This window comes from Burkholderia sp. Ac-20345, assembly GCF_017104825.1.
Taxonomy (GTDB): Bacteria; Pseudomonadota; Gammaproteobacteria; order Burkholderiales; family Burkholderiaceae; genus Burkholderia; species Burkholderia lata_B.
Map to the genome: position 1 here is coordinate 43,880 of NZ_JAAGPO010000043.1, position 21,281 is coordinate 65,160.

28 protein-coding genes are annotated in these 21,281 nt (G+C 66.2%); 1 reads left to right on the forward strand and 27 read right to left on the reverse strand.

Features of this window, described 5'->3' with window-relative positions; translation table 11 throughout:
- Window positions 1-197 precede the first annotated feature (197 nt).
- Window positions 198-944, reverse strand: a complete 747-nt coding sequence (locus G3O06_RS17550; RefSeq protein ID WP_043191752.1) for a Nif3-like dinuclear metal center hexameric protein — start codon at window positions 942-944, stop codon at window positions 198-200.
- Window positions 945-965: 21 nt separating this feature from the next.
- Between G3O06_RS17550 and G3O06_RS17555 the strand changes: the two genes are divergently transcribed.
- On the forward strand, window positions 966-2,171 hold the full coding sequence (locus G3O06_RS17555; protein WP_039366626.1) for a Do family serine endopeptidase: 1,206 nt from the start codon (window positions 966-968) through the stop codon (window positions 2,169-2,171).
- 211 nt (window positions 2,172-2,382) lie between these two features.
- Here the strand turns inward: G3O06_RS17555 and tatC are convergent, their stop codons facing one another.
- From tatC to thiE, 26 genes are all read right to left on the reverse strand, one after another.
- Window positions 2,383-3,171, reverse strand: a complete 789-nt coding sequence (tatC, locus tag G3O06_RS17560) for a twin-arginine translocase subunit TatC (RefSeq protein ID WP_174918445.1) — start codon at window positions 3,169-3,171, stop codon at window positions 2,383-2,385.
- Between the two features lie 41 nt (window positions 3,172-3,212).
- Window positions 3,213-3,743 (reverse strand): Sec-independent protein translocase protein TatB, encoded by a 531-nt coding sequence (gene tatB / locus G3O06_RS17565; protein ID WP_205816924.1) that lies wholly within the window; start codon window positions 3,741-3,743, stop codon window positions 3,213-3,215.
- A gap of 26 nt (window positions 3,744-3,769) precedes the next feature.
- Entirely contained in the window at window positions 3,770-4,000 is a 231-nt protein-coding gene (gene tatA, locus G3O06_RS17570) for a Sec-independent protein translocase subunit TatA (protein WP_174918447.1), read from the reverse strand.
- A 93-nt stretch (window positions 4,001-4,093) separates the two neighbouring features.
- Window positions 4,094-4,459 (reverse strand): histidine triad nucleotide-binding protein, encoded by a 366-nt coding sequence (locus G3O06_RS17575; RefSeq protein ID WP_205816925.1) that lies wholly within the window; start codon window positions 4,457-4,459, stop codon window positions 4,094-4,096.
- 31 nt (window positions 4,460-4,490) lie between these two features.
- Window positions 4,491-4,883, reverse strand: coding sequence for a membrane protein (locus G3O06_RS17580; protein ID WP_011350734.1), 393 nt, complete (start codon window positions 4,881-4,883; stop codon window positions 4,491-4,493).
- A 69-nt stretch (window positions 4,884-4,952) separates the two neighbouring features.
- On the reverse strand, window positions 4,953-5,318 hold the full coding sequence (locus G3O06_RS17585; RefSeq protein ID WP_006751798.1) for a phosphoribosyl-ATP diphosphatase: 366 nt from the start codon (window positions 5,316-5,318) through the stop codon (window positions 4,953-4,955).
- A complete protein-coding gene (hisI, locus tag G3O06_RS17590; protein ID WP_039366640.1) occupies window positions 5,315-5,731 on the reverse strand; it encodes a phosphoribosyl-AMP cyclohydrolase in 417 nt (138 codons plus the stop codon). The genes G3O06_RS17585 and hisI overlap by 4 nt, the downstream gene beginning before the upstream one ends.
- A complete protein-coding gene (gene hisF / locus G3O06_RS17595) occupies window positions 5,731-6,504 on the reverse strand; it encodes an imidazole glycerol phosphate synthase subunit HisF (RefSeq protein ID WP_011350732.1) in 774 nt (257 codons plus the stop codon). Before hisF ends, hisI begins: the two co-directional genes overlap by 1 nt.
- A gap of 107 nt (window positions 6,505-6,611) precedes the next feature.
- Window positions 6,612-7,367 carry a 1-(5-phosphoribosyl)-5-[(5-phosphoribosylamino)methylideneamino]imidazole-4-carboxamide isomerase gene (gene hisA / locus G3O06_RS17600; protein ID WP_174918448.1) on the reverse strand — a complete coding sequence of 252 codons (756 nt, stop codon included), beginning with the start codon at window positions 7,365-7,367 and terminating at the stop codon, window positions 6,612-6,614.
- Between the two features lie 163 nt (window positions 7,368-7,530).
- On the reverse strand, window positions 7,531-8,172 hold the full coding sequence (gene hisH / locus G3O06_RS17605; RefSeq protein ID WP_011350730.1) for an imidazole glycerol phosphate synthase subunit HisH: 642 nt from the start codon (window positions 8,170-8,172) through the stop codon (window positions 7,531-7,533).
- Window positions 8,169-8,789: a YchE family NAAT transporter gene (locus G3O06_RS17610; protein WP_011350729.1), complete on the reverse strand. Its 621-nt coding sequence runs from the start codon at window positions 8,787-8,789 to the stop codon at window positions 8,169-8,171. The genes hisH and G3O06_RS17610 overlap by 4 nt, the downstream gene beginning before the upstream one ends.
- 66 nt (window positions 8,790-8,855) lie before the next feature.
- Complete coding sequence (hisB, locus tag G3O06_RS17615; RefSeq protein WP_011350728.1) at window positions 8,856-9,443, reverse strand: imidazoleglycerol-phosphate dehydratase HisB; 588 nt, start codon at window positions 9,441-9,443, stop codon at window positions 8,856-8,858.
- 65 nt (window positions 9,444-9,508) lie between these two features.
- On the reverse strand, window positions 9,509-10,582 hold the full coding sequence (hisC, locus tag G3O06_RS17620; protein ID WP_174999050.1) for a histidinol-phosphate transaminase: 1,074 nt from the start codon (window positions 10,580-10,582) through the stop codon (window positions 9,509-9,511).
- 144 nt (window positions 10,583-10,726) lie between these two features.
- Window positions 10,727-12,043 carry a histidinol dehydrogenase gene (hisD, locus tag G3O06_RS17625; RefSeq protein WP_205816926.1) on the reverse strand — a complete coding sequence of 439 codons (1,317 nt, stop codon included), beginning with the start codon at window positions 12,041-12,043 and terminating at the stop codon, window positions 10,727-10,729.
- 24 nt (window positions 12,044-12,067) lie between these two features.
- Window positions 12,068-12,721, reverse strand: a complete 654-nt coding sequence (gene hisG, locus G3O06_RS17630; protein ID WP_011350725.1) for an ATP phosphoribosyltransferase — start codon at window positions 12,719-12,721, stop codon at window positions 12,068-12,070.
- A complete protein-coding gene (murA, locus tag G3O06_RS17635) occupies window positions 12,718-14,067 on the reverse strand; it encodes a UDP-N-acetylglucosamine 1-carboxyvinyltransferase (RefSeq protein WP_174918451.1) in 1,350 nt (449 codons plus the stop codon). Before murA ends, hisG begins: the two co-directional genes overlap by 4 nt.
- Window positions 14,068-14,081: 14 nt before the next feature.
- A complete protein-coding gene (locus G3O06_RS17640) occupies window positions 14,082-14,321 on the reverse strand; it encodes a BolA family protein (protein ID WP_205816927.1) in 240 nt (79 codons plus the stop codon).
- Window positions 14,322-14,377: 56 nt separating this feature from the next.
- Window positions 14,378-15,133 (reverse strand): ABC transporter permease, encoded by a 756-nt coding sequence (locus G3O06_RS17645; protein WP_011350723.1) that lies wholly within the window; start codon window positions 15,131-15,133, stop codon window positions 14,378-14,380.
- On the reverse strand, window positions 15,130-16,056 hold the full coding sequence (locus G3O06_RS17650) for an ABC transporter ATP-binding protein (RefSeq protein ID WP_011350722.1): 927 nt from the start codon (window positions 16,054-16,056) through the stop codon (window positions 15,130-15,132). Before G3O06_RS17650 ends, G3O06_RS17645 begins: the two co-directional genes overlap by 4 nt.
- A gap of 188 nt (window positions 16,057-16,244) precedes the next feature.
- Window positions 16,245-16,520, reverse strand: a complete 276-nt coding sequence (locus G3O06_RS17655) for an STAS domain-containing protein (protein ID WP_174918452.1) — start codon at window positions 16,518-16,520, stop codon at window positions 16,245-16,247.
- Entirely contained in the window at window positions 16,517-17,146 is a 630-nt protein-coding gene (locus G3O06_RS17660) for an ABC transporter substrate-binding protein (protein WP_174987631.1), read from the reverse strand. The genes G3O06_RS17655 and G3O06_RS17660 overlap by 4 nt, the downstream gene beginning before the upstream one ends.
- 109 nt (window positions 17,147-17,255) lie before the next feature.
- The gene (locus G3O06_RS17665; RefSeq protein WP_174918477.1) at window positions 17,256-18,185 is read right to left on the reverse strand and encodes a VacJ family lipoprotein; all 930 of its coding nucleotides are present in this window, start codon (window positions 18,183-18,185) and stop codon (window positions 17,256-17,258) included.
- A 31-nt stretch (window positions 18,186-18,216) separates the two neighbouring features.
- Window positions 18,217-18,777: an outer membrane lipid asymmetry maintenance protein MlaD gene (gene mlaD, locus G3O06_RS17670; RefSeq protein ID WP_205816928.1), complete on the reverse strand. Its 561-nt coding sequence runs from the start codon at window positions 18,775-18,777 to the stop codon at window positions 18,217-18,219.
- 24 nt (window positions 18,778-18,801) lie between these two features.
- On the reverse strand, window positions 18,802-19,569 hold the full coding sequence (mlaE, locus tag G3O06_RS17675) for a lipid asymmetry maintenance ABC transporter permease subunit MlaE (protein WP_122944230.1): 768 nt from the start codon (window positions 19,567-19,569) through the stop codon (window positions 18,802-18,804).
- A complete protein-coding gene (locus G3O06_RS17680; RefSeq protein WP_174918454.1) occupies window positions 19,566-20,387 on the reverse strand; it encodes an ABC transporter ATP-binding protein in 822 nt (273 codons plus the stop codon). The genes mlaE and G3O06_RS17680 overlap by 4 nt, the downstream gene beginning before the upstream one ends.
- 84 nt (window positions 20,388-20,471) lie before the next feature.
- On the reverse strand, window positions 20,472-21,281 hold an 810-nt coding region (thiE, locus tag G3O06_RS17685; protein ID WP_205816929.1), incomplete at its 5' end, for a thiamine phosphate synthase.

Genomic DNA, 21,281 nt, shown 5'->3' on the forward strand with positions numbered 1-21,281 from the left:
GGATTTTCCGTCACGACTTTCCATTCCGCCGCTAGTTTGCTCGAATGGAGCCGCCATTTACAAGGCCCGGAGATGAAAATCCCTTCGAAGTGATTGATAGTTAAGGGTTTTCCCCCACTATCGGAGCGATTAAATCATTTCACTTTTAAGCATCCGCTACATTGCGAAATTTCGATGCACTGCCGCAAATCCGGCATTCAGACCGGGTTATGGATATCGATAAAAAGGTGTTCGATATCGAATTCTTCGGACAAGTGGGCGCCAAGTGCCTGGATTCCGTAGCGCTCGGTTGCATGGTGCCCTGCCGCAACGAACGCGACACCGCTCTCGGCGGCCGTGTGCGTCACGTATTCGGACACCTCGCCGGTCAGGAACACGTCCGCGCCGGCGTCGATCGCCGCGTCGAAATAGCTTTGCGCGGCGCCCGTGCACCACGCGATGCGGCGCAGCTGCATGTCCAGATCGCCGAGCACGAGCGGCGTGCGGCCGAGCGTGCGCTCGACCTTCGCGACGAAGTGCTCGAGCGTGACGGGCATCGGCAGCGTCGCCATCCAGCCGAGGTCGCCTTCGCCAAAACGCTGCTCGCCGATCAGCCCGAGCCGCTCGCCGAGCTGCGCGTTGTTGCCGAATTCGGGATGCGCGTCGAGCGGCAGGTGGAACGCGAACAGGTTCAAGTCGTTCGCGAGCAGCAGCTTCAGGCGCTGGTACTTGCGGCCCGTGATCTGCGGCGGCTCGTTGCGCCAGAAATAGCCGTGATGGACGAGCACGGCATCTGCCCCCCATTCGAGCGCGGCTTCGAGAAACGCGACCGATGCCGTCACGCCAGTGGCGATCTTCTCGATCTTGCGGCGCCCCTCGACCTGGAGGCCATTCGGGCAATAGTCCTTGAAGCGCGCGGTTTCAAGGGTATTGTTCAAGTACAATTCAAGTTCGATCCGATCCATATAAACCTCTAATCCATTCAGATGCTTAGACGCTTCTGGCTGTTCTTCGCGCAGGCGGTTACCGTGCTGCTCGCGCTGATGTTCATCGTCGTGACGCTCAAGCCGCAATGGCTGCAACGGCAAGGACAGCTCGGCAAGCAGCTCGCCACGCCGATCGTTGCGCTGCGGGAAGTCGCGCCGGGCATCGGCGGTGCGCCGGCGACCACGTCGTACGCCGAAGCCGCGCAGAAGGCGATGCCAGCCGTCGTCAACGTGTTCTCCAGCAAGGACGGCTCGCTGCCGCCCGACCCGCGCGCGAAAGATCCGCTGTTCCGCTACTTCTTCGGCGACCGCAACGCCCGCAAGCAGCAGGACGAACCGGCCGCCAACCTTGGCTCGGGCGTTATCGTGAGCCCTGAAGGTTACATTCTAACGAACCAGCACGTCGTCGATGGCGCCGACCAGATCGAAGTCGCGCTCGCCGACGGCCGCACGGCCACCGCGAAGGTAATCGGCAGCGATCCCGAAACCGATCTCGCCGTGCTGAAGATCAACATGACGAACCTGCCGACGATCACGCTCGGCCGCTCCGACCAGTCGCGGGTCGGCGACGTCGTGCTCGCGATCGGCAACCCGTTTGGCGTCGGCCAGACGGTCACGATGGGGATCATCAGCGCGCTCGGCCGCAACCACCTCGGCATCAATACGTTCGAGAACTTCATCCAGACCGACGCACCGATCAACCCCGGCAACTCGGGCGGCGCGCTGGTCGACGTGAACGGCAACCTGCTCGGCATCAACACCGCGATCTACTCGCGCTCGGGCGGCTCGCTCGGCATCGGCTTCGCGATTCCCGTGTCGACCGCGCGCACGGTGCTCGAAAGCATCATCACGACGGGCTCGGTCACGCGCGGCTGGATCGGCGTCGAGCCGCAGGACGTCACGCCGGAGATCGCCGAGTCGTTCGGGCTGACGCAGAAATCGGGCGCGATCGTCGCCGGCGTGCTGCAGGGCGGCCCGGCCGACAAGGCCGGCATCAAGCCGGGCGACATCCTGGTCTCGGTCAACGGCGACGAGATCACCGACACCACGAAGCTGTTGAACACCGTCGCGCAGATCAAGCCGGGCACGCCGACCAAGGTGCACGTCGTGCGCAAGGGCAAGGAGCTCGATGTGAGCGTCGTGATCGGCAAGCGCCCGCCGCCGCCTAAGCAGACGCTCGACGAGCAGGACAGCGATACCGAATGACGTCAGGCAGGCGGCGCACAGCCGCCTTCCAGATGGGCACCTTCGGAAATGAAAAAGGGCAGCCGCTTGGCTGCCCTTTTGCTTTGTATCGAAAGACCCTCGTTGCCGGGAAGATGCCCTCGCCACCCGCTTTCCGACCGACTACGCCATCGGGTTTTGCTCAAGCCTGACGCGGAAGCCCGGCCGCCGCGCACCGCCCGGCGCGCGGCCGTCAACTGGCGGCTTCGCCGTTCTCCGCTTCGCCTTCCTCGGCCGGCTTCTTCGGCACGAAGAACCGCGCGGCCACCAGCCCGATCTCGAACAGCACGACCAGCGGCAATGCGAGCATCAGTTGCGAGAACACGTCCGGCGGCGTGACGACCGCCGCGACGACGAACGCGCCGACGATCACGTAGGGCCGCATCTCCTTCAGCTTCTTCAGCGACAGCACGCCCATCCGGACGAGCAGCACGACGACGATCGGCACCTCGAACGTGACCCCGAACGCGATGAACATCCCGAGCACGAAGCTCAGGTAGTTGTCGATGTCGGTCGTCATTTCCGCGCCGAGCGGCGCGTTGTAGTGCGCCATCACGCGGAAGATCGTCGGGAACACGAGGAAGTACGCGAACGCCATCCCGCACAGGAACAGGAAGTAGCTGCTGCCGACGAGCGGCGCGACGAGCTTCTTCTCGTGCTGGTACAGCCCCGGCGCGACGAAGGCCCAGATCTGGTACAGCACGATCGGCAGCGCGATCAAGAGTGCGACGAGCATCGTGACCTTCATCGGCACGAAGAACGAGCCGGTGACGTCGGTAACGATCATCTTGCCGTCCTTCGGCAGGTTCTGCATCAGCGGCCGCGCGAGCAGCCGGAAGATGTCGGGCGCCCAGTAGACGAGCCCGAGGAACACGACGATCACCGCCGCCCCCGCGCGAATGATGCGATCGCGAAGCTCGACGAGATGGGAAATGAAGGTTTCTTCCGGGGCGTCGCCCGGGGTCTGCTGGGGGTCGCTCACGCCGGCCCTCGGTAGGATTGACGAGCGAGCATTCGCTCGGCTCAGAAGAAGCGCGTCGGCCGGCGCAGGCTGGCCGGCTGGTGGCGCGCGACACGCGCGGCGCCCGACTGCACGTGCGTACGGCGGGTGGTCGCGCGCTTGTACCAGACAGGCGCAGCCGCCTGCTTGACACGCCAGTTGCGGCGTTTCGGCGCGAGCGCGGCCGTACTGCCGCGCCACGACGGCGCGGCGGGTGTGTCGGAACCGTACGAACCGGCGTCATCCGCCGCTTCGTTGAGACCGCCGACCGCGGAATGCCACGTGTCGTTCAGTTCCTTTTCGTGCTCACGCAGGTTGTCGTGAATCGTCGTCTCGACATTGCGCGCGGCCGATTCGAAATCGGTTTTCATCGTCCGCAGCGCGTCGAGTTCGATTTCGCGCGAGACCTCGGCCTTCACGTCATTGATATACCGCTGCGCGCGGCCGAACAGTGCGCCTGCCGTACGCGCGACGCGCGGCAGGCGCTCGGGGCCGAGCACCACGAGCGCGACGACGCCGATCAGCGCCATCTTCGAAAGACCAAGATCCAGCATCGCGAATGCCTGTCAGCGTGCCGGCGTTACGTCTTGTTCGAGTCGGAACGCGTCGTTTCCTTCGCGTTGACGTCGACCGTGCCCGAGCGCGGCAGTTGCTGCGCGTCGGCCGGCGTTTCGCCGTCCTTCATGCCGTCCTTGAAACCCTTCACCGCGCTGCCGAGATCGCCGCCGATGTTGCGCAGCTTCTTCGTACCGAAAACCAGCGCGACGATCAGCAGCACGATCAGCCAGTGCCAAATGCTCAATCCACCCATGATGAAACCTCTCCTCAACCACGCCGCTACGCGGCGTAAATCGCCGGCAACGCGCCGGCTTCGACCATCGATACGGGGAAACGCCCCGCGCCGTCAACCCATCCGCTGCCAGGGGCGCGGGCCGGCCAGGATATGCGCGTGCAGGTGATAGACCTCCTGCCCGCCGCCCGGGCCCGTGTTGATCACCGTACGGAAACCGGTATCGCCGCCCGTATACGCGACGCCGAGCTGGCTGGCGAGACGCGACACGAGCAGCATCAGCCGGCCGAGCATCGGCGCATCGGCGTCGCTCGCCGCCGACAGCGTCGGCAGATGCTGGCGCGGAATCACGAGCACGTGCGTCTCGGCCGCCGGGCGGATGTCGCGGAACGCGACAAATTCGTCGTCCTCGTGCACCTTCGTGCTCGGGATCTCGCCTGCCGCGATCTTGCAGAACAGGCAATTCGGATCGTGACTCATGTTGCTCCTGCAGACGCCCGCCCGTGGCCGGTCAGAACCAGGCCTGCGGATCGAGCGGCTTGTTGTCGTTCAGGTACAGCCAACCCTTGATGATACGGTACAGCGTCCAGATCCATGTGACAAACATCACTGCGAATCCGATCACCACGAACATCAGCGCGAACCCGATCACGTACGCGATCAGCGCGCGCCAGAACGTGCGGATCTGCCACTCGAAGTGCGCCGCATACGGCGTGCCAGCCACATCGTCGCGCTTCACGTAGTTGATGATGATCGCGATGATGCCCGTGACGCCGCCCGTCAGCCAATGAAACGCATAGAGGCCGTAGAGCACGTGAGTCAGCGTGCGCAGCCCGTTCAGGCGCTCGGCGTCCGCGGCCCCCGGCACCGACGGCGGCGGAAACTGGCTTGGCGTATCGGTCATGATGCTACCCCCGTTAGATGACAATTCTTACAGCTTACCGCACTGTGGCCATCTCGCGACAAGGGCCTGTCACCCGCCGTTTTCCTCGCGCTCGCGACGCTTGCGCAGGGCCTTCTCCTCGATACCCGACAGTCCTTCGCGGCGCTCGAGCTCGCCGATCACGTCGGCCGGGCTCAGGTCGAAATGCGACAGCATCACGAGACAGTGGAACCACAGGTCGGCCACCTCGCCGACGAGCGCGGTCGGCGCGCCGCCCTGGCGCACGTCCTTCGCGGCCAGCACGACTTCCGTCGCCTCTTCGCCGATCTTCTTCAGCACCGCGTCGTCGCCCTTGTGGAACAGGCGCGATACGTACGATTGATCGGGGTCGCCGCCCTTGCGGCTATCGATCACGGCCGCGAGGCGCAGCAGCGTGTCTTCGGTCGATTGCGTCATTTGTAGATGTGTTCGGGATCTTTCAGCACCGGTTCGACCGCGACCCAGTCGCCGCTGTCGACGGTGCCTTCGAATTTCTGGAAGAAGCACGAATGCCGGCCGGTGTGGCACGCGATGCCCGACACCTGCTCGACCTTCAGCAGCACGACGTCCTCGTCGCAGTCGAGCCGCACCTCGTGCACGTGCTGCACGTGGCCGGACTCTTCGCCCTTGAACCACAGGCGCTTGCGCGAGCGCGAATAGTAGACCGCGCGCTGCGTCTCGATCGTCTTCGCCAGTGCCTCGCGGTTCATCCACGCGAACATCAGCACGTCGTTCGTCGACGCTTCCTGCGCGATCACCGGCACGAGGCCGTTGTCGTCCCAGCGGACTTTGTCGAGCCACGCGGGCAATGCATTTGTTTCCGTATTCATCACAGCCTCACCGGGATGCCCTGGTCGGCCATGAAGCGCTTCGCCTCGCCGACCGTGTGCTCGCCGTAGTGGAAGATACTCGCGGCCAGCACCGCGTCGGCGCGGCCGTCCTTGATGCCGTCGGCCAGGTGCTGCAGCGAGCCGACACCGCCCGATGCGATCACCGGCACCGGCACTGCGTCCGACACGCCGCGCGTGAGCGCGAGGTCGAAGCCCGACTTGGTGCCGTCGCGGTCCATGCTCGTGAGCAGGATCTCGCCCGCGCCGAGCTCGGCCATCTTGCGCGCCCATTCGATCGCGTCGAGGCCCGTGTTCTTGCGGCCACCGTGCGTGAAGACTTCCCAGCGCGGCGTCTCGCCGTCGGCCGACACGCGTTTCGCGTCGATCGCGACGACGATGCACTGCGAGCCGTACTTGTCGGCCGCGTCGCGCACGAGCTGCGGGTTCGCGACCGCCGACGAATTCATGCTGACCTTGTCCGCGCCCGCGTTCAGCAGGCGCCGCACGTCCTCGACGGCGCGCACGCCGCCGCCGACGGTCAGCGGAATGAAGACCTGCGACGCAACGGCTTCGATGATCGGCAGGATCAGGTCGCGCTGGTCGGACGTCGCGGTGATGTCGAGGAACGTCAGTTCGTCGGCGCCCTGGTCGTCGTAGCGGCGGGCGATCTCGACGGGGTCGCCGGCGTCGCGCAGCTCGACGAAGTTGACGCCCTTGACGACACGCCCGGCAGTCACGTCCAGGCAGGGGATGATGCGTTTAGCTAGAGCCATGATGTTGCGCCAAATGCCGCGATGGGACGGCCGGTTGCGGAAAGCCTCGCGCGAGGCTTCCGGTCGGGGCCGCCTGCGGGCAGCCCCGGCGAGCGGGACAACCGCGCTTACGCGTTGTCGAGTTCGCCGTTCAGTTCGTCCGCGCGCTTTTGCGCGGCCGCGAAATCGAGATCGCCGGAGTAGATCGCACGGCCGCAGATCACGCCTTCGACGCCCTGCTCTTCCACTTCGCACAGGTTCTCGATGTCCGTGAGGTTGGACAGGCCGCCGCTGGCGATCACCGGGATGCCGACCGCCTGCGCGAGCTTCACGGTCGCCTCGATGTTGATGCCCTGCAGCATCCCGTCGCGGCCGATGTCCGTGTAGACGATCGATTCGACCCCGTAGTCCTCGAACTTCTGCGCGAGATCGATCACTTCGTGGCCCGTCAGCTTGCTCCAGCCGTCGGTCGCGACCTTGCCGTCCTTCGCGTCCAGCCCGACGATGATGTTGCCGGCGAACGCGGTGCACGCGTCCTGCAGGAAGCCCGGATCCTTCACGGCCGCCGTGCCGATGATCACGTAGGACAGGCCCGCGTCGAGGTATTTCTCGATCGTCTCGAGGCTGCGGATGCCGCCGCCGAGCTGTACGGGGATTTCATCGCCGACTTCTTCGAGGATCGCCTCGATGGCCTCGAGGTTTTTCGGTTTGCCAGCGAATGCGCCGTTCAGGTCGACCAGATGGAGCCGCCGGGCGCCGAGATCGACCCACTTGCGGGCCATCGCCGCCGGGTCCTCGGAGAAAATCGTAGCCTGGTCCATATCGCCCTGTTTGAGGCGCACACACTGACCGTCTTTGAGATCGATGGCCGGAATCAGCAACATAGCAATCGGGTGTCGTCGTGGAAAAAGAAAAGAATCCGGCGCGTACCGGCCAATCCGGTACCGCGCCGCCTCGCTAGTTTAGTACAACTTTTTCGGCGCTTAGGTGCGCGAGCCCCACGCGACAGGCCTTTCCGGCCCGCCGACTGTGGCACGCACGCGACGTTCACGGTTTCCAGTGTACGAAGTTGCGATACAGACGCAACCCGACCTCCGCGCTTTTCTCGGGGTGGAATTGGGTCGCGAAGAGGTTATCCCGCGCGACCGCGGACGTAAACGGCGCGCCGTAGGCCGTTTCGCCAACCGTATGCGCCGGGTTGTCCGGCGTCACGTAATAACTGTGCACGAAGTAGAAATACGCGTCGTCGGGCACGCCGTCCCACAGCGGGTGCGGCTGCGACTGGCGCACGCGGTTCCAGCCCATCTGCGGCACCTTGAAGCGCGAGCCGTCGTCCTGCAGGCGGCCGTCGAGCTCGAAACGCACGACCTTGCCGGGCAACAGGCCGAGGCCCTTCGTGTCGCCCTCCGCGCTCCAGTCGAACAGCATCTGCTCGCCGACGCACACGCCGAGCAGCGGCTTCGTGCGCGAGGCCTCGATCACGGCCTCCTGCAGGCCCGATTCGCCGAGGGAGCGCATGCAGTCGGGCATCGCGCCCTGGCCGGGCAGCACGACACGGTCGGCCGCGCGGATCGCGGCCGGCGTGTCGACGATCGCCACGTCGGCGGCCGGTTCGGCCTTCTTGAGCGCCTGCGCGACCGAGCGCAGGTTGCCCATCCCATAATCCACAATCGCAATCGAAGTTTTCATCTCAGTGCAGGCAGTAGCGCCCTCAGTCCATTGACGATGAATTCCACCGCCAGCGCCGACAGCATCAGACCCATCAGCCGCGTGGCGATGTTGATGCCCGTGCGGCCGATCCAGTTCGCGATCGGCTCGGCGAGCCGCATCGCGACGAAACACAGAAAAGCCAGGACCGCGCCGATCGCGACCAGCCCGGCCCGCTCATACCAGTGATGCGAGTTCGCCGCATAGATGATCACCGTGCTGATCGAGCCGGGGCCCGTGAGCAGCGGAATCGCCAGCGGCACGACCGCGATGTTGTCCTTCAGCTCGGCCTCGTGGCGCTCCTCCGGCGTCGATCGCGTGTTGCCGATCTGCGCGTTCAGCATGTTGATCGCCATCAGCAGCATGATGATCCCGCCGCCCACTTCGAGCGACCCGACCGAAATGCCGAAGAAGTTGATGATCTGCTGCCCGAGCAGCGTCGTCACCGTGATCACGCAGAACACCGACACCGACGCGATCCGGATCGTGCGCCGCCGCTCGGCATCCGTCTGCTGCGCCGTCAGGCTCAGGAAGAACGGCACCGCACCGACCGGGTTGATCAGCGCCAGCAGCGAAATGAACGATTTGAGCAGATCCATCGCAAGCCGGCGCCGCGCGCCGAAGCCGTGAGGTTGTCGTTGACGCTCCGTCCGGTCAGTTCAGGTTCAGAGGCTGCCCTTCGTCGACGGGATCTGCCCCGCCGCACGCTCGTCCAGCTCCACCGCCGCGCGCAGCGCACGGCCGAAGGCCTTGAACACGGTCTCGAGCTGATGGTGCGCGTTGATCCCGCGCAGGTTGTCGATGTGCAGCGTGACGCCTGCGTGGTTCACGAAACCGCGGAAAAACTCGATCGACAGGTCGACGTCGAACGTGCCGATCCGCGCCCGCGTGAACGGCACGTGGAATTCGAGACCCGGCCGGCCCGAGAAGTCGATCACGACGCGCGACAGCGCTTCGTCGAGCGGCACGTACGAATGGCCGTAGCGACGGATGCCCTTGCGGTCGCCGATCGCCTTCGCGACGGCCTGCCCGAGCGTGATGCCGACATCCTCGACCGTGTGGTGGTCGTCGATATGCGTATCGCCATGCGCTTCAACCTCGAGATCGACCAGACCGTGTCGAGCGATCTGGTCGAGCATATGGTCGAGGAACGGCACGCCGGTGGCCAGCTTCTGCTGGCCCGTGCCGTCGAGATTGAGCTTCACACGGATCTGCGTTTCGCTGGTATTGCGAACGACTTCCGCCACACGCATGGCAATTCCTTGACTGAGTCGATGTAAATGGGGATTGATCGCTTCGCGCTGCGGCGCCCAGAGGCTCAACCGGGCAGCGCGAGTTTCAAAGCGGCCAGCAGGCGCGCGTTTTCGTCGGGAGAACCGACGGTCAGCCGCACGCATTCCGCCAGCAACGGATGCATTTTACTCACGTTTTTGACCAAAACCCGCTCGGTGAGCAGCGCGTCGAACACGGCGGCCGCGTCCGGCACGCGCACCAGCAGGAAATTGCCGGCGCTCGGGAACACCGTCGCACCCGGCAGCGCGGCCACTTCCTGCGCGAGACGCGTGCGTTCCGCACGCAGGTCGGCCGCCTGCGCGTCGAGCACGTCGAGGTGGTCGAGCAGGAAATCGGCGGTCGCCTGGGTCAGCACGTTGATGTTGTACGGCGGGCGCACCTTGTCGAATTCGGTCAGCCACGCGGGCGAACCGACCAGATAGCCGAGGCGGATGCCCGCGAGGCCGAGCTTCGACACCGTGCGCATCACGACGACGTTGTCGAATTCGGCGGCGCGCGGCAGCCATGAGCGAACGGCGAACGGCTGGTATGCCTCGTCGATCACGATCAGGCTGTGCCGCGCGGCCGCGACGATCCGTTCGATGTCGGCATCGTCGTACAGCGTGCCGGTCGGGTTGTTCGGGTAGGCGAGATAGACGAGCGCCGGACGATGCTCGGCGATCGCCGCGAGCATCGCGTCGACGTCGAGCGTCAGGTCGGCCTTCAGCGCCACGCCGACGAATTCGAGCTGCGCGAGCTTCGCGGACAGTTCGTACATCACGAAGCCCGGCACCGGCGCGAGCACCTTCGCGCCCGGCTTCGCGCAGGCCACCGACATCATGCTGATGATTTCGTCCGAACCGTTGCCGAGCAGCACGTCGCAGCCGGCCGGCACGCCCATCGCGTGGCGCAGCTTGTCGAGCAGCGCGGCCGGGCGCGGCGCCGGGTAGCGGTTCAGCGCGACCTGCGCGAGACGCTCGCCGAGCGCCGCGGCGAGCGGTTCGGGCAGCGGGTACGGGTTCTCCATCGCGTCGAGTTTCACGAACCCGCTCGCGTCCGGCACCGGGTAACTCGTCATCGCGAGCACGTCGCGGCGGATGATGTCTTGTGGCGTCGTCATGGTCTCAAGCCGGCGTGCGTCGCGCCGGCGTCAATGGGTCGGCAGGGCGGCGGCTGCCGCCCTGCACAGGTGTCTCCAGCCCCGGCCTTCAGGGGCAGGCCGGGCGGCACATCAGCGCCAGCCGCGGCCCCGCGCAGCGTGCGGTCAGTGCTTCATCCGGAACTCGGCGCTCTTCGCGTGCGCCTGCAGCCCCTCGCCGTACGCGAGCTCGGAGGCGATCTCGCCGAGCGTCTGCGCGCCTTCGGCGCTGACCTCGATCAGGCTCGAGCGCTTGATGAAGTCGTACACGCCGAGCGGCGACGAGAAACGCGCGGTGCGCGACGTCGGCAGCACGTGGTTCGGGCCCGCGCAGTAGTCGCCGAGGCTCTCGCTCGTGTAACGGCCGAGGAAGATCGCGCCCGCATGGCGGATCTGCTTGCCCCATTGCTGCGGCTCCAGCGCCGAAATCTCCAGGTGCTCGGGCGCGATGTCATTCGCGATCCGGCAGGCCTCGGCCATGTCACGCACCTTGATCAGCGCGCCGCGGCCTTCGAGCGACGCGCGAATCACGTCCCGGCGCGGCATCGACGGCAGCAGCTCGTCGATCGCCTTTTCGACGCGCTCGAGGAACGCACCGTCCGGGCACAGCAGGATCGATTGCGCGAGTTCGTCGTGCTCGGCCTGCGAGAACAGGTCCATCGCGACCCAGTTCGGGTCGGTCGTGCCATCGCACAGCACGAGGATTTCCGACGGCCCTGCGATCATGTCGATGCCGACCGTGCCGAACACGCGGCGCTTCGCCGATGCGACGTAAGCGTTGCCGGGGCCGCAGATCTTGTCGACGGCCGGCACCGTCGCCGTGCCGTATGCGAGCGCACCGACCGCCTGCGCACCGCCGATCGTGAACACGCGATCGACACCGCCGAGCAGCGCCGCGGCGAGCACGAGGTCGTTCTTCACGCCGTCCGGCGTCGGCACGACCATCACGATTTCGCCGACGCCCGCGACGCGCGCGGGAATCGCGTTCATCAGCACCGACGACGGATACGCGGCCTTGCCGCCCGGCACGTACAGGCCGACGCGGTCGAGCGGCGTGACCTTCTGGCCGAGCACCGTGCCGTCGCTTTCCGTGTACTGCCAGCTATGCGTGCCGCACTCGATCTTCTGCTTCTCGTGGTACGCGCGCACCCGCGCAGCTGCCGCTTCCAGTGCCGCGCGCGCCTTCGGCGCGAGGCTGTCGAGCGCCGTCTGCAGCGCGTCCTGCGGCAGCTCCAGCGCGGCGACGCTATTTGCGCTCAGCCGGTCGAAGCGGTTCGTGTACTCGAGCACCGCGGCGTCGCCGCGCGACTTCACGTCGGCGAGGATCTGCGCGACCGATTGCTCGATCGCCGCGTCTTCGCTCGCCTCGAATGCGAGCAGCGCGCGCAGTGCGGCGCCGAAGCCTTCGCTCGTCGAATCGAGCTTGCGGATGGTGATGGACATGGGAGTTCCGTTACGGTGATGCGCTCAACCGCCATTCTGCGACGCGCGTTCGAACGCGTCGAGGATCGGCTTGAGTGCCGTGCGCTTCAACTTCAGCGCAGCCTGGTTCACGACGAGGCGCGACGAGATCGCCATGATCTCCTCGACCTCGACCAGATTGTTCGCCTTCAGCGTGCCGCCCGAGCTGACGAGGTCGACGATCGCGTCGGCCAGCCCCACCAGCGGCGCAAGCTCCATCGAGCCGTACAGCTTGATCAGGTCGACGTGCACGCCCTTCGCGGCAAAGTGCTCGCGTGCGGTTTCGACGTACTTCGTCGCGACGCGCAGGCGCGCGCCCTGGCGCACGGCGCTCGCATAGTCGAAACCGGCCGACACGGCCACCGACATCCGGCAGCGCGCAATGTTCAGATCGATCGGCTGGTACAGGCCCGAGCCGCCGTGCTCGACCAGCACGTCCTTGCCGGCCACGCCGAAGTCGGCCGCGCCGTATTCGACGTAGGTCGGCACGTCGCTCGCGCGGACGATGATCACGCGCAGGTCGGGGTTCGTCGTCGGCAGGATCAGCTTGCGCGACGTTTCCGGATCCTCGGTGACCTGCACGCCGGCCGCGGCCAGCAGCGGCAGGGTTTCCTCGAAAATCCGGCCCTTCGACAGGGCAAGGGTCAGCGGCGCGGTCATGCTTGGCTCCCGGAAAGGCGGCGCACGTTCGCGCCGACGGCGGTCAGTTTGGCTTCCATGCGGTCGTAGCCGCGGTCCAGGTGATAGATGCGGTCGACGAGCGTTTCGCCGTCGGCACGCAGCCCCGCGATCACGAGGCTCGCCGACGCACGCAGGTCGGTCGCCATCACGTTCGCGCCCGACAGCTTGTCGACACCCGTCACGAGCGCGGTGTTGCCGTCGATCGTGATGTTCGCGCCGAGCCGGTTCAGCTCCTGCACGTGCATGAAACGGTTCTCGAAAATGGTTTCGACGACCTGCGCGGTACCCGTCGCGACCGTATTGAGGGCCATGAACTGCGCCTGCATGTCGGTCGGGAACGCCGGGTATTCCGACGTACGGATCGTGACCGCCGACGGCCGGCGGTCCATCTTCACGCGCAGCCAGCTGTCGCCTTCCTCGATCGACACGCCGGCTTCGCGCAGCTTGTCGATCACCGCGTCGAGGATGTGCGGGCGCACGCCCGTCAGCATCACGTCGCCGCCGGCCGCCGCGACCGCGCACAGGAACGTGCCGGCCTCGATGCGGTCGGGGATCACCGAATGGCGCGCGCCGTGCAGCCGCTCGACGCCCTGGATCACGAGGCGATCGGTGCCGATGCCGTCGATTTTCGCGCCCATCGCGACCAGCAAGTGTGCGAGATCGCTCACTTCAGGCTCGCGCGCGGCGTTTTCGATCACCGTCTCGCCGTCCGCGAGCGTCGCGGCCATCAGCAGGTTTTCCGTGCCCGTCACCGTGATCATGTCGGTCACGATGCGCGCGCCCTTCAGGCGCTTCGCGCGGGCTTCGATGAAGCCGTGCTCGATGCTGATCTCGGCGCCCATCGCCTGCAGGCCCTTGATGTGCTGGTCGACCGGACGCGCGCCGATCGCGCAGCCGCCCGGCAGCGACACCTTCGCCTCGCCGAAGCGCGCGAGCAGCGGCCCGAGCACGAGGATCGACGCGCGCATCGTCTTCACGAGTTCGTACGGCGCGACGAGGTTGTCGACGCGCGACGCGTCGAGCTGCACGCGGCAGCCGTCGGTCTCGCTCTTCACGCCCATCTGGTTCAGCACCTTCAGCGTGGTACGCACGTCCTTGAGATTCGGCACGTTGTCGAGATCGACCGGATCGGCGGTGAGCAGCCCCGCGCACAGGATCGGCAGCGCGGCATTCTTCGCGCCCGACACGACGATCTCGCCCGACAGGCGGTGGCCGCCTTCGATCACGAGCTTGTCCATCCCATGGCCATGCGATTCCCCGTTGGCGGCCGGGTGTGCCGTGGCGACGCTCTGGACGGCGTCGCGCTCGTTGACGGTGACTTGCACTCAGTGATTTCCGTTTATGCGTCCTGCCATTCGGCGGGCGTCAGCGTCTTCATGCTGAGCGCGTGAATTTCCTGCTTCATGCGATCGCCGAGCGCCGCGTAGACGAGCTGGTGCCGCTGGATCGGACGCTTGCCTTCGAAGGCCGCCGACACGATCGTCGCGAAGAAATGCTGGCCGTCGCCTTCGACTTCCAGATGCGTGCAGGCGAGACCGCCGGCGATGTATTGCTTGACCTGTTCGGGAGTCGGCAACATGGTGTAAGGCTCCTGTCGGCGCGCGCCGCCCGGATGGCGGCCGCTGCCTGTCGATATCAATGACGCAGTTTGTAGCCGGTCGCGAGCAGCCGCATCGCGATCAGCGCGAGCAGCACGAAGAAACCGGTGACGATCGCAAGGCTCGCGAACGGGTTGATGTCGGACGCGCCGAAGAACCCGAAACGGAAGCCGTCGATCATGTAGAAAAACGGATTGAGACGCGAGATCTCGCGCCACACGGGCGGCAGCGAGTGCGTCGAATAGAACACGCCGGACAGGAACGTCAGCGGCATGATCAGGAAGTTCTGGAACGCGGCGAGCTGGTCGAACTTCTCGGCCCAGATCCCGGCGATCAGGCCGAGCGTGCCGAGGATCGCCGAGCCGAGCAGCGCGAACGCAATGATGAACAGCGGCGCCGCGAAATGCATCGGGATAAACCAGATCGTCACGACGAACACGCCCGTGCCGACCGCGAGGCCGCGCACCACGGACGCGAGCACGTACGCGCCGAAGATGTCGCGGTACGACAACGGCGGCAGCAGCATGAACACGAGGTTGCCGGTGATCTTCGACTGGATCAGCGACGACGAGCTGTTCGCGAACGCGTTCTGCAGCACGCTCATCATCACGAGGCCCGGTACGAGAAAGCTCACGTACTCGACGCCCGGATAGACCTCGACGCGGCCCGACAGCGCATGGCCGAAGATCGTCAGATACAGCAGCGCCGTGACGATCGGTGCGCACACCGTCTGGAACGACACCTTCCAGAAACGCAGCAGTTCCTTGTAGAACAGCGTTTGAAACCCGCTCATGCCAATCCCTCGATGACGTCTGCCCCGTTCATCACCTGGACGAACACATCCTCGAGGTCGGCCTTGCGGACCTCGATCTCGTCGAACGTGCAGCCTGCCGCGCGACATTGCGCGAGGATCCGCTCGACATCGTCGTAGCTCGTCAGGCGCAGCAGGTGCTCGCCCGGTGCGCGGGCGGCCGGGTCGGACTCCAGCCCGCGCAGCTCGGACGGCAGTGCGCCGGTCGCGAGACGCAGGTAGAGCTGCAGCCCCGCGAAGCGGCGCAGCAGCGCGTCGGTGCGGTCGAGCGCGACCACTTCGCCACGGCGCAGCATCGCGATGCGGTCGCACAGCGACTCGGCTTCCTCGAGGTAATGGGTGGTCAGCACGATCGTGTGGCCTTCGCGGTTCAGGCGCGAGATGAATTTCCACAGCGTCTGGCGCAATTCGACGTCGACGCCGGCGGTCGGTTCGTCGAGCACGATCACGGGCGGCCGGTGTACGAGCGCCTGCGCGACCAGCACGCGGCGCTTCATCCCGCCCGACAGCGCGCGCATGTTCGCGTCGGCCTTCTCGGTGAGGTCGAGATTGGCCATCACTTCGTCGATCCAGTCGTCGTTGCGGCGCAGCCCGAAATAGCCGGACTGGATCCGCAGCGTCTCGCGGACGGTGAAGAACGGATCGAACACGAGTTCCTGCGGCACGACGCCGAGTGCGCGGCGCGCGCCACGGAAGTCCTTGACGACGTCGTGACCGCGCACCGAGATACTGCCTTCGTCGGCCCGGGCAAGCCCGGCGAGGATACTGATGAGCGTGGTCTTGCCTGCGCCGTTGGGGCCGAGCAGACCGAAAAACTCGCCTTCCTCGACCGACAGGCTGACGCCCTTGAGCGCCTGAAGCGACTTGTAGCGCTTCTTGACGTGACGGATTTCTATGGCTGACATGACTGTGCGCGACACCAGGGCCGCGACGCCTATTCTGTGCTTGCTGAGAAAATGGGGGCCGGACGCCGATTGGCTGCCCCGCAAAACGCTTGATTATAGGGCAAACCGGCTGGTGGAGCCGGTGCCGGAGGCACGCGGCCTGAAGCGTGCGCGCGCCGGGCGGCGCGGCAGGCTCCGGTCGGACAGGGTCAATGTCGCCCGGTGCCTTCGATGAGCGCGTCGACGCCGTAGGCGCGCGCGAGGCTGGCGAGCTTCTGGGGGAGATTGAGGATGTCGAGGGTCGCGCCGCGCGCTTTGGCGGCACGTTGCCATGCGAGCAGCACGGCGAGCGCGGACGAGTCGAACTGCGTCAGCGCCGCGCAATCGACGGCGGTCGCACCCGCGCCGATGCGCGCAAGACCGTCCGCGAGCGCGGACTTCGCGCTCGCGACGGTCAGCGAGGAGCCGGCTTCGAAGCCGCTCACGACGCTTGCTTGCCGGCGGCAAGTTGCTGGTTGCGCTGCGTGAGGAACTGGATCAGGCCGTCCACGCCGCTTTGCTGGATCTTCTCGTTGAACTGCTGCTGGTACGTCTGGATCAGCCACGCGCCGAGCACGTTCAGGTCATACACGCGCCAGCCGTTCGCCGTCTTGTACAGGCGGTAATCGATCTGGACCGGCTGGCCGTTGTTCATCGCGAGCGTCTTGACGACGACATCGGTATCGGCCGGATCGGCGCGGAACGGCGGGTACTGGATCTGCTGGTCCGGCTTCAGCTGCGCCAGCGCGCCCGAGTACGTGCGGATCAGCAGCAGCTTGAACTGCTCCTGAACCTGCTGCTGCTGCTCGGCCGTCGCGGTGCGCCAGTTGCGGCCCATCGCGAGCTGCGTGGTGCGGCGGAAATCGGTGTACGGCAGGATGTCCTTGTTGACGATCGTGATGATGCGGTTGGTGTCGCCCTGCTTGATCGTCTGCTGCTTGACTTCGTCGAGCACCTGCTGCGTCGCGGTCTTGATCAGCGCCTGCGGATTCGACTGGTCGACTTGCGCGTGGGCTGCGCTGCCGAACGAGAACAGCGCCGCGAAAACGGGGATCAGGAACAGTTTTTTCATCATGGTGACCTGCGTATGAGTCGATGCGTAGGTTGGAGCAGGTAGCTTACGCGCAAGTTCGCGCCCGCTACCGACTGAATCGTTTCCGGCTGTAACGAATGTAAATCCGTCAGTGCAGCCGGATGCTCGGGAAGCGGAACCCGCCCGGCGACGGCGGCGCCACCTGCATTGGCGGCACGTTCGTTTCGCTGGCCGGGTTCGGCGATTCGGCCGTGCCCGAAGCGCCTGCCGGCGCCGTCGCACCACCCACCGCTGCCGCGCCCGCCGTACCGGCCGCCGCCGGTGCCGCGCCGTCGTCCGGCAGGTCGTACTTCGGCAGCGCGTCGTTGCTCGACGTCGCAGCCGCCTCGCCGCGCGCGTTGCTGATCAGCATCTGGCGGCGTTGCAGGTACGCGTTACGTACGAACGAATACTTGTCGAGTGCCGCGGCATCCAGCACGTCGCCCGCGCCGAGCAGGTTCGAACGCGTGTTGACGAGATTGACGCCGAACAGGCCCCAGCTCAGGCCATCCGGCTTCACGTAGGTGAGCGGGTTGCCGACGTAGTCGACGCCGAGGCCGGCCGTGTCGCGCAGCGTGCTCGGGCCGAGCAGCGGCAGCACGAGATACGGGCCCGACGGCATGCCGTAGCGGCCCATCGTGATCCCGAAATCGGCCGTGTGCTTCGGCAGCTTCGCGATCGTCGCGACGTCGAACAGGCCGCCGACGCCGAACACCGTGTTGATCACGACGCGCATGATGTCGCCGACGCCGTCCGCGATCCTCAGCTGCACGATGTTGTTCGCCGCGATGTAGACGTCGCCGATGTTCGAGAAGAAGTTCGTCACGCTGTCGCGCACCGGCTGCGGCACCACGTACTGGTAGCCCTTCGCAACCGGCTTCAGCGCATACGTGTCGACCGTGTCGTTGAACTTGTACATCGACCGGTTGAAGCCTTCGAGCGGATCGCCCTTGGTCGGCGTCTGCACGGTCGCGCAGCCGCTCAACGCGGCGACTGCCGCTACCGCCAGCGCGGCCTGCCTGATGCGGATCGTCTGCATGGTCATTACCCTCTTGTTTTCTCTCGCGTGGTTATTGAGCCGCCGAACCGGACGCGGCGGACACCGCCGACGCCGGCACAGCCACCGGTGCAGGCGCGGCCGGCGCACCGGCTGCCGGCTTCGCACCGCCCGCATCGGCGGCCTTGCTATACAGGAACTGGCCGATCAGGTTCTCGAGCACGATCGCCGATTGCGTCATCGTGATCGTATCGCCCGCCTTCAGCATTTCGGTGTCGCCGCCCGGCTCGAGACCGATATATTGCTCGCCGAGCAGGCCCGACGTCAGGATCTTCGCGGACGAATCCTTCGGGAACGGGAACTGACCGTCGATATCGATCGTGACGAGCGCCTGGTACGTGTTCGTGTCGAAGCCGACCGTCTTCACGCGGCCGACCACGACACCCGCACTCTTCACGGCCGCGCGCGGCTTCAGCCCGCCGATATTGTCGAATTTCATCTTCACCGCGTAGGTCGGCTGAAACGACAGCGAGCTCATGTTGCCGACCTTCAGTGCCAGGAACAGCACCGCAAGGAAGCCCACCACCACGAACAGGCCGACCCAGAAGTCGAGAGCAGTCTTTTTCATCGTCATCCCAAAATTTGGCTTGGCTGAGGCTTAGCTGAACATCAGCGCGGTCAGCAGGAAATCGAGGCCGAGTACGGCGAGCGACGCGAACACGACCGTCTTGGTGGTCGCGCGCGACACGCCCTCGGGCGTGGGCTTCGCTTCATACCCTTGAAACAGCGCAATGAAGGTCACGGCGAACCCGAACACGATGCTCTTCAGCACGCCGTTGCCGACGTCGGCCCAGACCTGGACCCCGCCCTGCATCTGCGACCAGAACGCCCCCGGATCGACGCCGATCAGCACGACGCCGACGATATAACCGCCGAGCACGCCGACTGCGCTGAAGATCGCGGCGAGCAGCGGCATCGCGATGATGCCCGCCCACATGCGCGGCGCGATCACGTTCTTGATCGGGTCCACCGCCATCATCTCGAGCGCGGTGAGCTGCTCGCCGGCTTTCATCAGGCCGATCTCGGCCGTGAGCGACGTGCCCGCGCGGCCCGCGAACAGCAGCGCGGTGACGACCGGCCCGAGCTCGCGCACGAGCGACAGCGCGACCAGCAGGCCGAGCGCCTGCTCGGAACCATAGCGGTTCAGCGTGTAATACCCCTGCAGGCCGAGCACGAACCCGACGAACAGCCCCGACACGGCAATGATCACGAACGAATAGTTGCCGAGGAAGTGGATCTGCTTCGTGACAAGCCGCGGCCGGCGCAGCAGCGGGAAGAATTCCAGCACGAGGCGCACGAACAGCCGCGTGCCGTAGCCCGCGCGCTCGAGGCCGCCGATGACGAAACGTCCGATCGCGCTGATCATGCGCGCCCTCCGCCGAGCCCGAAATCCGCTGCGAGCGGCGGGCTCGTGTAATGAAATTTGAACGGGCCGTCCGGCGCGCCGTCGATGAACTGCCGCACGCTCGGATCGGTCGATGCGCGCAGCTCGTCGGGCGTACCCTGCGCGAGCACGCCGCCGTTGGCCAGGAAATACACGTAGTCGGCGATCGCGAACGATTCCGGCACGTCGTGCGTGACGAGGATCGACGTGGCGCCCAGCGCCTGGTTCAGCGTGCGGATCAGGTTCGCGGTGATGCCGAGCGAGATCGGATCGAGGCCCGCGAACGGCTCGTCGTACATGATGAGCTGCGGATCGAGCGCGATCGCGCGCGCAAGCGCGATGCGGCGCGCCATCCCGCCCGACACCTCGGACGGCATCAGGTCGCGCGCGCCGCGCAGCCCGACCGCGTTGAGTTTCATCAGCACGAGGTCGCGGACCAGGTCTTCGGGCAGGTCGGTATGCTCGCGCAGCGCGAACGCGACGTTCTCGAATACCGACATGTCGGTGAACAGCGCGCCGAACTGGAACAGCATGCCCATCTTGCGGCGCAGCGCATACAGGCCGTCGCGCGTTTGCGCGCCGACATCGGCGCCGTCGAACAGCACCTGGCCGCGGCGCGCGCGCACGAGCCCGCCGATCAGGCGCAGCACGGTAGTCTTGCCGCAACCCGACCCGCCCATGACCGCAACGACCTGCCCGCGCCCGAAGCGCAGGTTCAGGTTGGACAGGACGAGGCGATCGCCGTAGCCAAAGTCGACGTCGCGAAGTTCCAGCAGTGTGTCGGTAGGAGTGGGGCTCACGGAGCGGACAGTCCTTTTACGCAGAACGCCGAATTATAGGGCCTGCCTTGGAATGATGTCGTGACGCCGTTCCGGGCCCTGCGGTCAATGATTGTCAAATTGTCCGGCAAAGCATTGCTGCAGCGCAATAAGCGCGGCTCGATAGTCGGCCGCGCCCGTCACCGCACTGACTACCGCGACACTGCCGACCCCCGTCGCCAGTACGGCCGGCAGCGCGTCGAGCCCCACCCCGCCGATCGCGACGAGCGGCGCCTGCGTGCCCGCGAAGCGCGCATAGCGGGCGATCCGCGCAAGGCCCTGCGGCGGCGCCGCAACGGCCTTGGTCGCGGTCGCATAGACGGGGCCGAGCGCAAGGTAGCTCGGGCGCTCGTGCAGCGCCCGCAACATTTCGTAATAACCGTGGCTCGAAAGTCCGAGCCGCAGGCCCGCGCGCGCGATTGCAGCCAGATCGGCCGTTTCGAGGTCTTCCTGGCCCAGATGAACGCCGTACGCCCCCTCTTCTGCAGCGATCTTCCAGTGATCGTTGACGAACACGCGCGCATCGGGATAGCGGCACCCGGCCGCGACCGCGCGGGCGATTTCCCGCCGCGTCACATCCGGCGTCGCGCCTTTCACGCGCAGTTGCACGGTTCGGACGCCGCAATCGAGCACGCGCTCGACCCATTCGGCATCCGGCACGACCGGATAGAGGCCGAGTTGCGCGGGGCACGGCGCGAACGCAGGTTCGGGTGCGGCCGGCAGCCCGGCGACACGCGGGAACTGTGCGGCGTCGACCGGCCACGCATCGGCGGCGCGCGTTTCATCGCCGTCGCGCCAGGCCAGCGCCAGCACCAGCGCGTCGACAGGCGCGAAGCCGCAACCGAGGAACGCGGCGAGCGCGGCGATCCAGCCGTC

Coding starts and splice junctions, on each gene's coding strand:
- G3O06_RS17550 (WP_043191752.1), bottom strand. CDS start 944: ATGGATCGGATCGAACTTGAATTGTACTTGAACAATACCCTTGAAACC.
- G3O06_RS17555 (WP_039366626.1), top strand. CDS start 966: ATGCTTAGACGCTTCTGGCTGTTCTTCGCGCAGGCGGTTACCGTGCTG.
- tatB (WP_205816924.1), bottom strand. CDS start 3,743: ATGCTGGATCTTGGTCTTTCGAAGATGGCGCTGATCGGCGTCGTCGCG.
- tatA (WP_174918447.1), bottom strand. CDS start 4,000: ATGGGTGGATTGAGCATTTGGCACTGGCTGATCGTGCTGCTGATCGTC.
- G3O06_RS17575 (WP_205816925.1), bottom strand. CDS start 4,459: ATGAGTCACGATCCGAATTGCCTGTTCTGCAAGATCGCGGCAGGCGAG.
- G3O06_RS17580 (WP_011350734.1), bottom strand. CDS start 4,883: ATGACCGATACGCCAAGCCAGTTTCCGCCGCCGTCGGTGCCGGGGGCC.
- G3O06_RS17585 (WP_006751798.1), bottom strand. CDS start 5,318: ATGACGCAATCGACCGAAGACACGCTGCTGCGCCTCGCGGCCGTGATC.
- hisI (WP_039366640.1), bottom strand. CDS start 5,731: ATGAATACGGAAACAAATGCATTGCCCGCGTGGCTCGACAAAGTCCGC.
- hisF (WP_011350732.1), bottom strand. CDS start 6,504: ATGGCTCTAGCTAAACGCATCATCCCCTGCCTGGACGTGACTGCCGGG.
- hisA (WP_174918448.1), bottom strand. CDS start 7,367: ATGTTGCTGATTCCGGCCATCGATCTCAAAGACGGTCAGTGTGTGCGC.
- hisH (WP_011350730.1), bottom strand. CDS start 8,172: ATGAAAACTTCGATTGCGATTGTGGATTATGGGATGGGCAACCTGCGC.
- G3O06_RS17610 (WP_011350729.1), bottom strand. CDS start 8,789: ATGGATCTGCTCAAATCGTTCATTTCGCTGCTGGCGCTGATCAACCCG.
- hisB (WP_011350728.1), bottom strand. CDS start 9,443: ATGCGTGTGGCGGAAGTCGTTCGCAATACCAGCGAAACGCAGATCCGT.
- hisC (WP_174999050.1), bottom strand. CDS start 10,582: ATGACGACGCCACAAGACATCATCCGCCGCGACGTGCTCGCGATGACG.
- hisD (WP_205816926.1), bottom strand. CDS start 12,043: ATGTCCATCACCATCCGCAAGCTCGATTCGACGAGCGAAGGCTTCGGC.
- hisG (WP_011350725.1), bottom strand. CDS start 12,721: ATGACCGCGCCGCTGACCCTTGCCCTGTCGAAGGGCCGGATTTTCGAG.
- G3O06_RS17640 (WP_205816927.1), bottom strand. CDS start 14,321: ATGTTGCCGACTCCCGAACAGGTCAAGCAATACATCGCCGGCGGTCTC.
- G3O06_RS17645 (WP_011350723.1), bottom strand. CDS start 15,133: ATGAGCGGGTTTCAAACGCTGTTCTACAAGGAACTGCTGCGTTTCTGG.
- G3O06_RS17650 (WP_011350722.1), bottom strand. CDS start 16,056: ATGTCAGCCATAGAAATCCGTCACGTCAAGAAGCGCTACAAGTCGCTT.
- G3O06_RS17660 (WP_174987631.1), bottom strand. CDS start 17,146: ATGAAAAAACTGTTCCTGATCCCCGTTTTCGCGGCGCTGTTCTCGTTC.
- G3O06_RS17665 (WP_174918477.1), bottom strand. CDS start 18,185: ATGCAGACGATCCGCATCAGGCAGGCCGCGCTGGCGGTAGCGGCAGTC.
- mlaD (WP_205816928.1), bottom strand. CDS start 18,777: ATGACGATGAAAAAGACTGCTCTCGACTTCTGGGTCGGCCTGTTCGTG.
- mlaE (WP_122944230.1), bottom strand. CDS start 19,569: ATGATCAGCGCGATCGGACGTTTCGTCATCGGCGGCCTCGAGCGCGCG.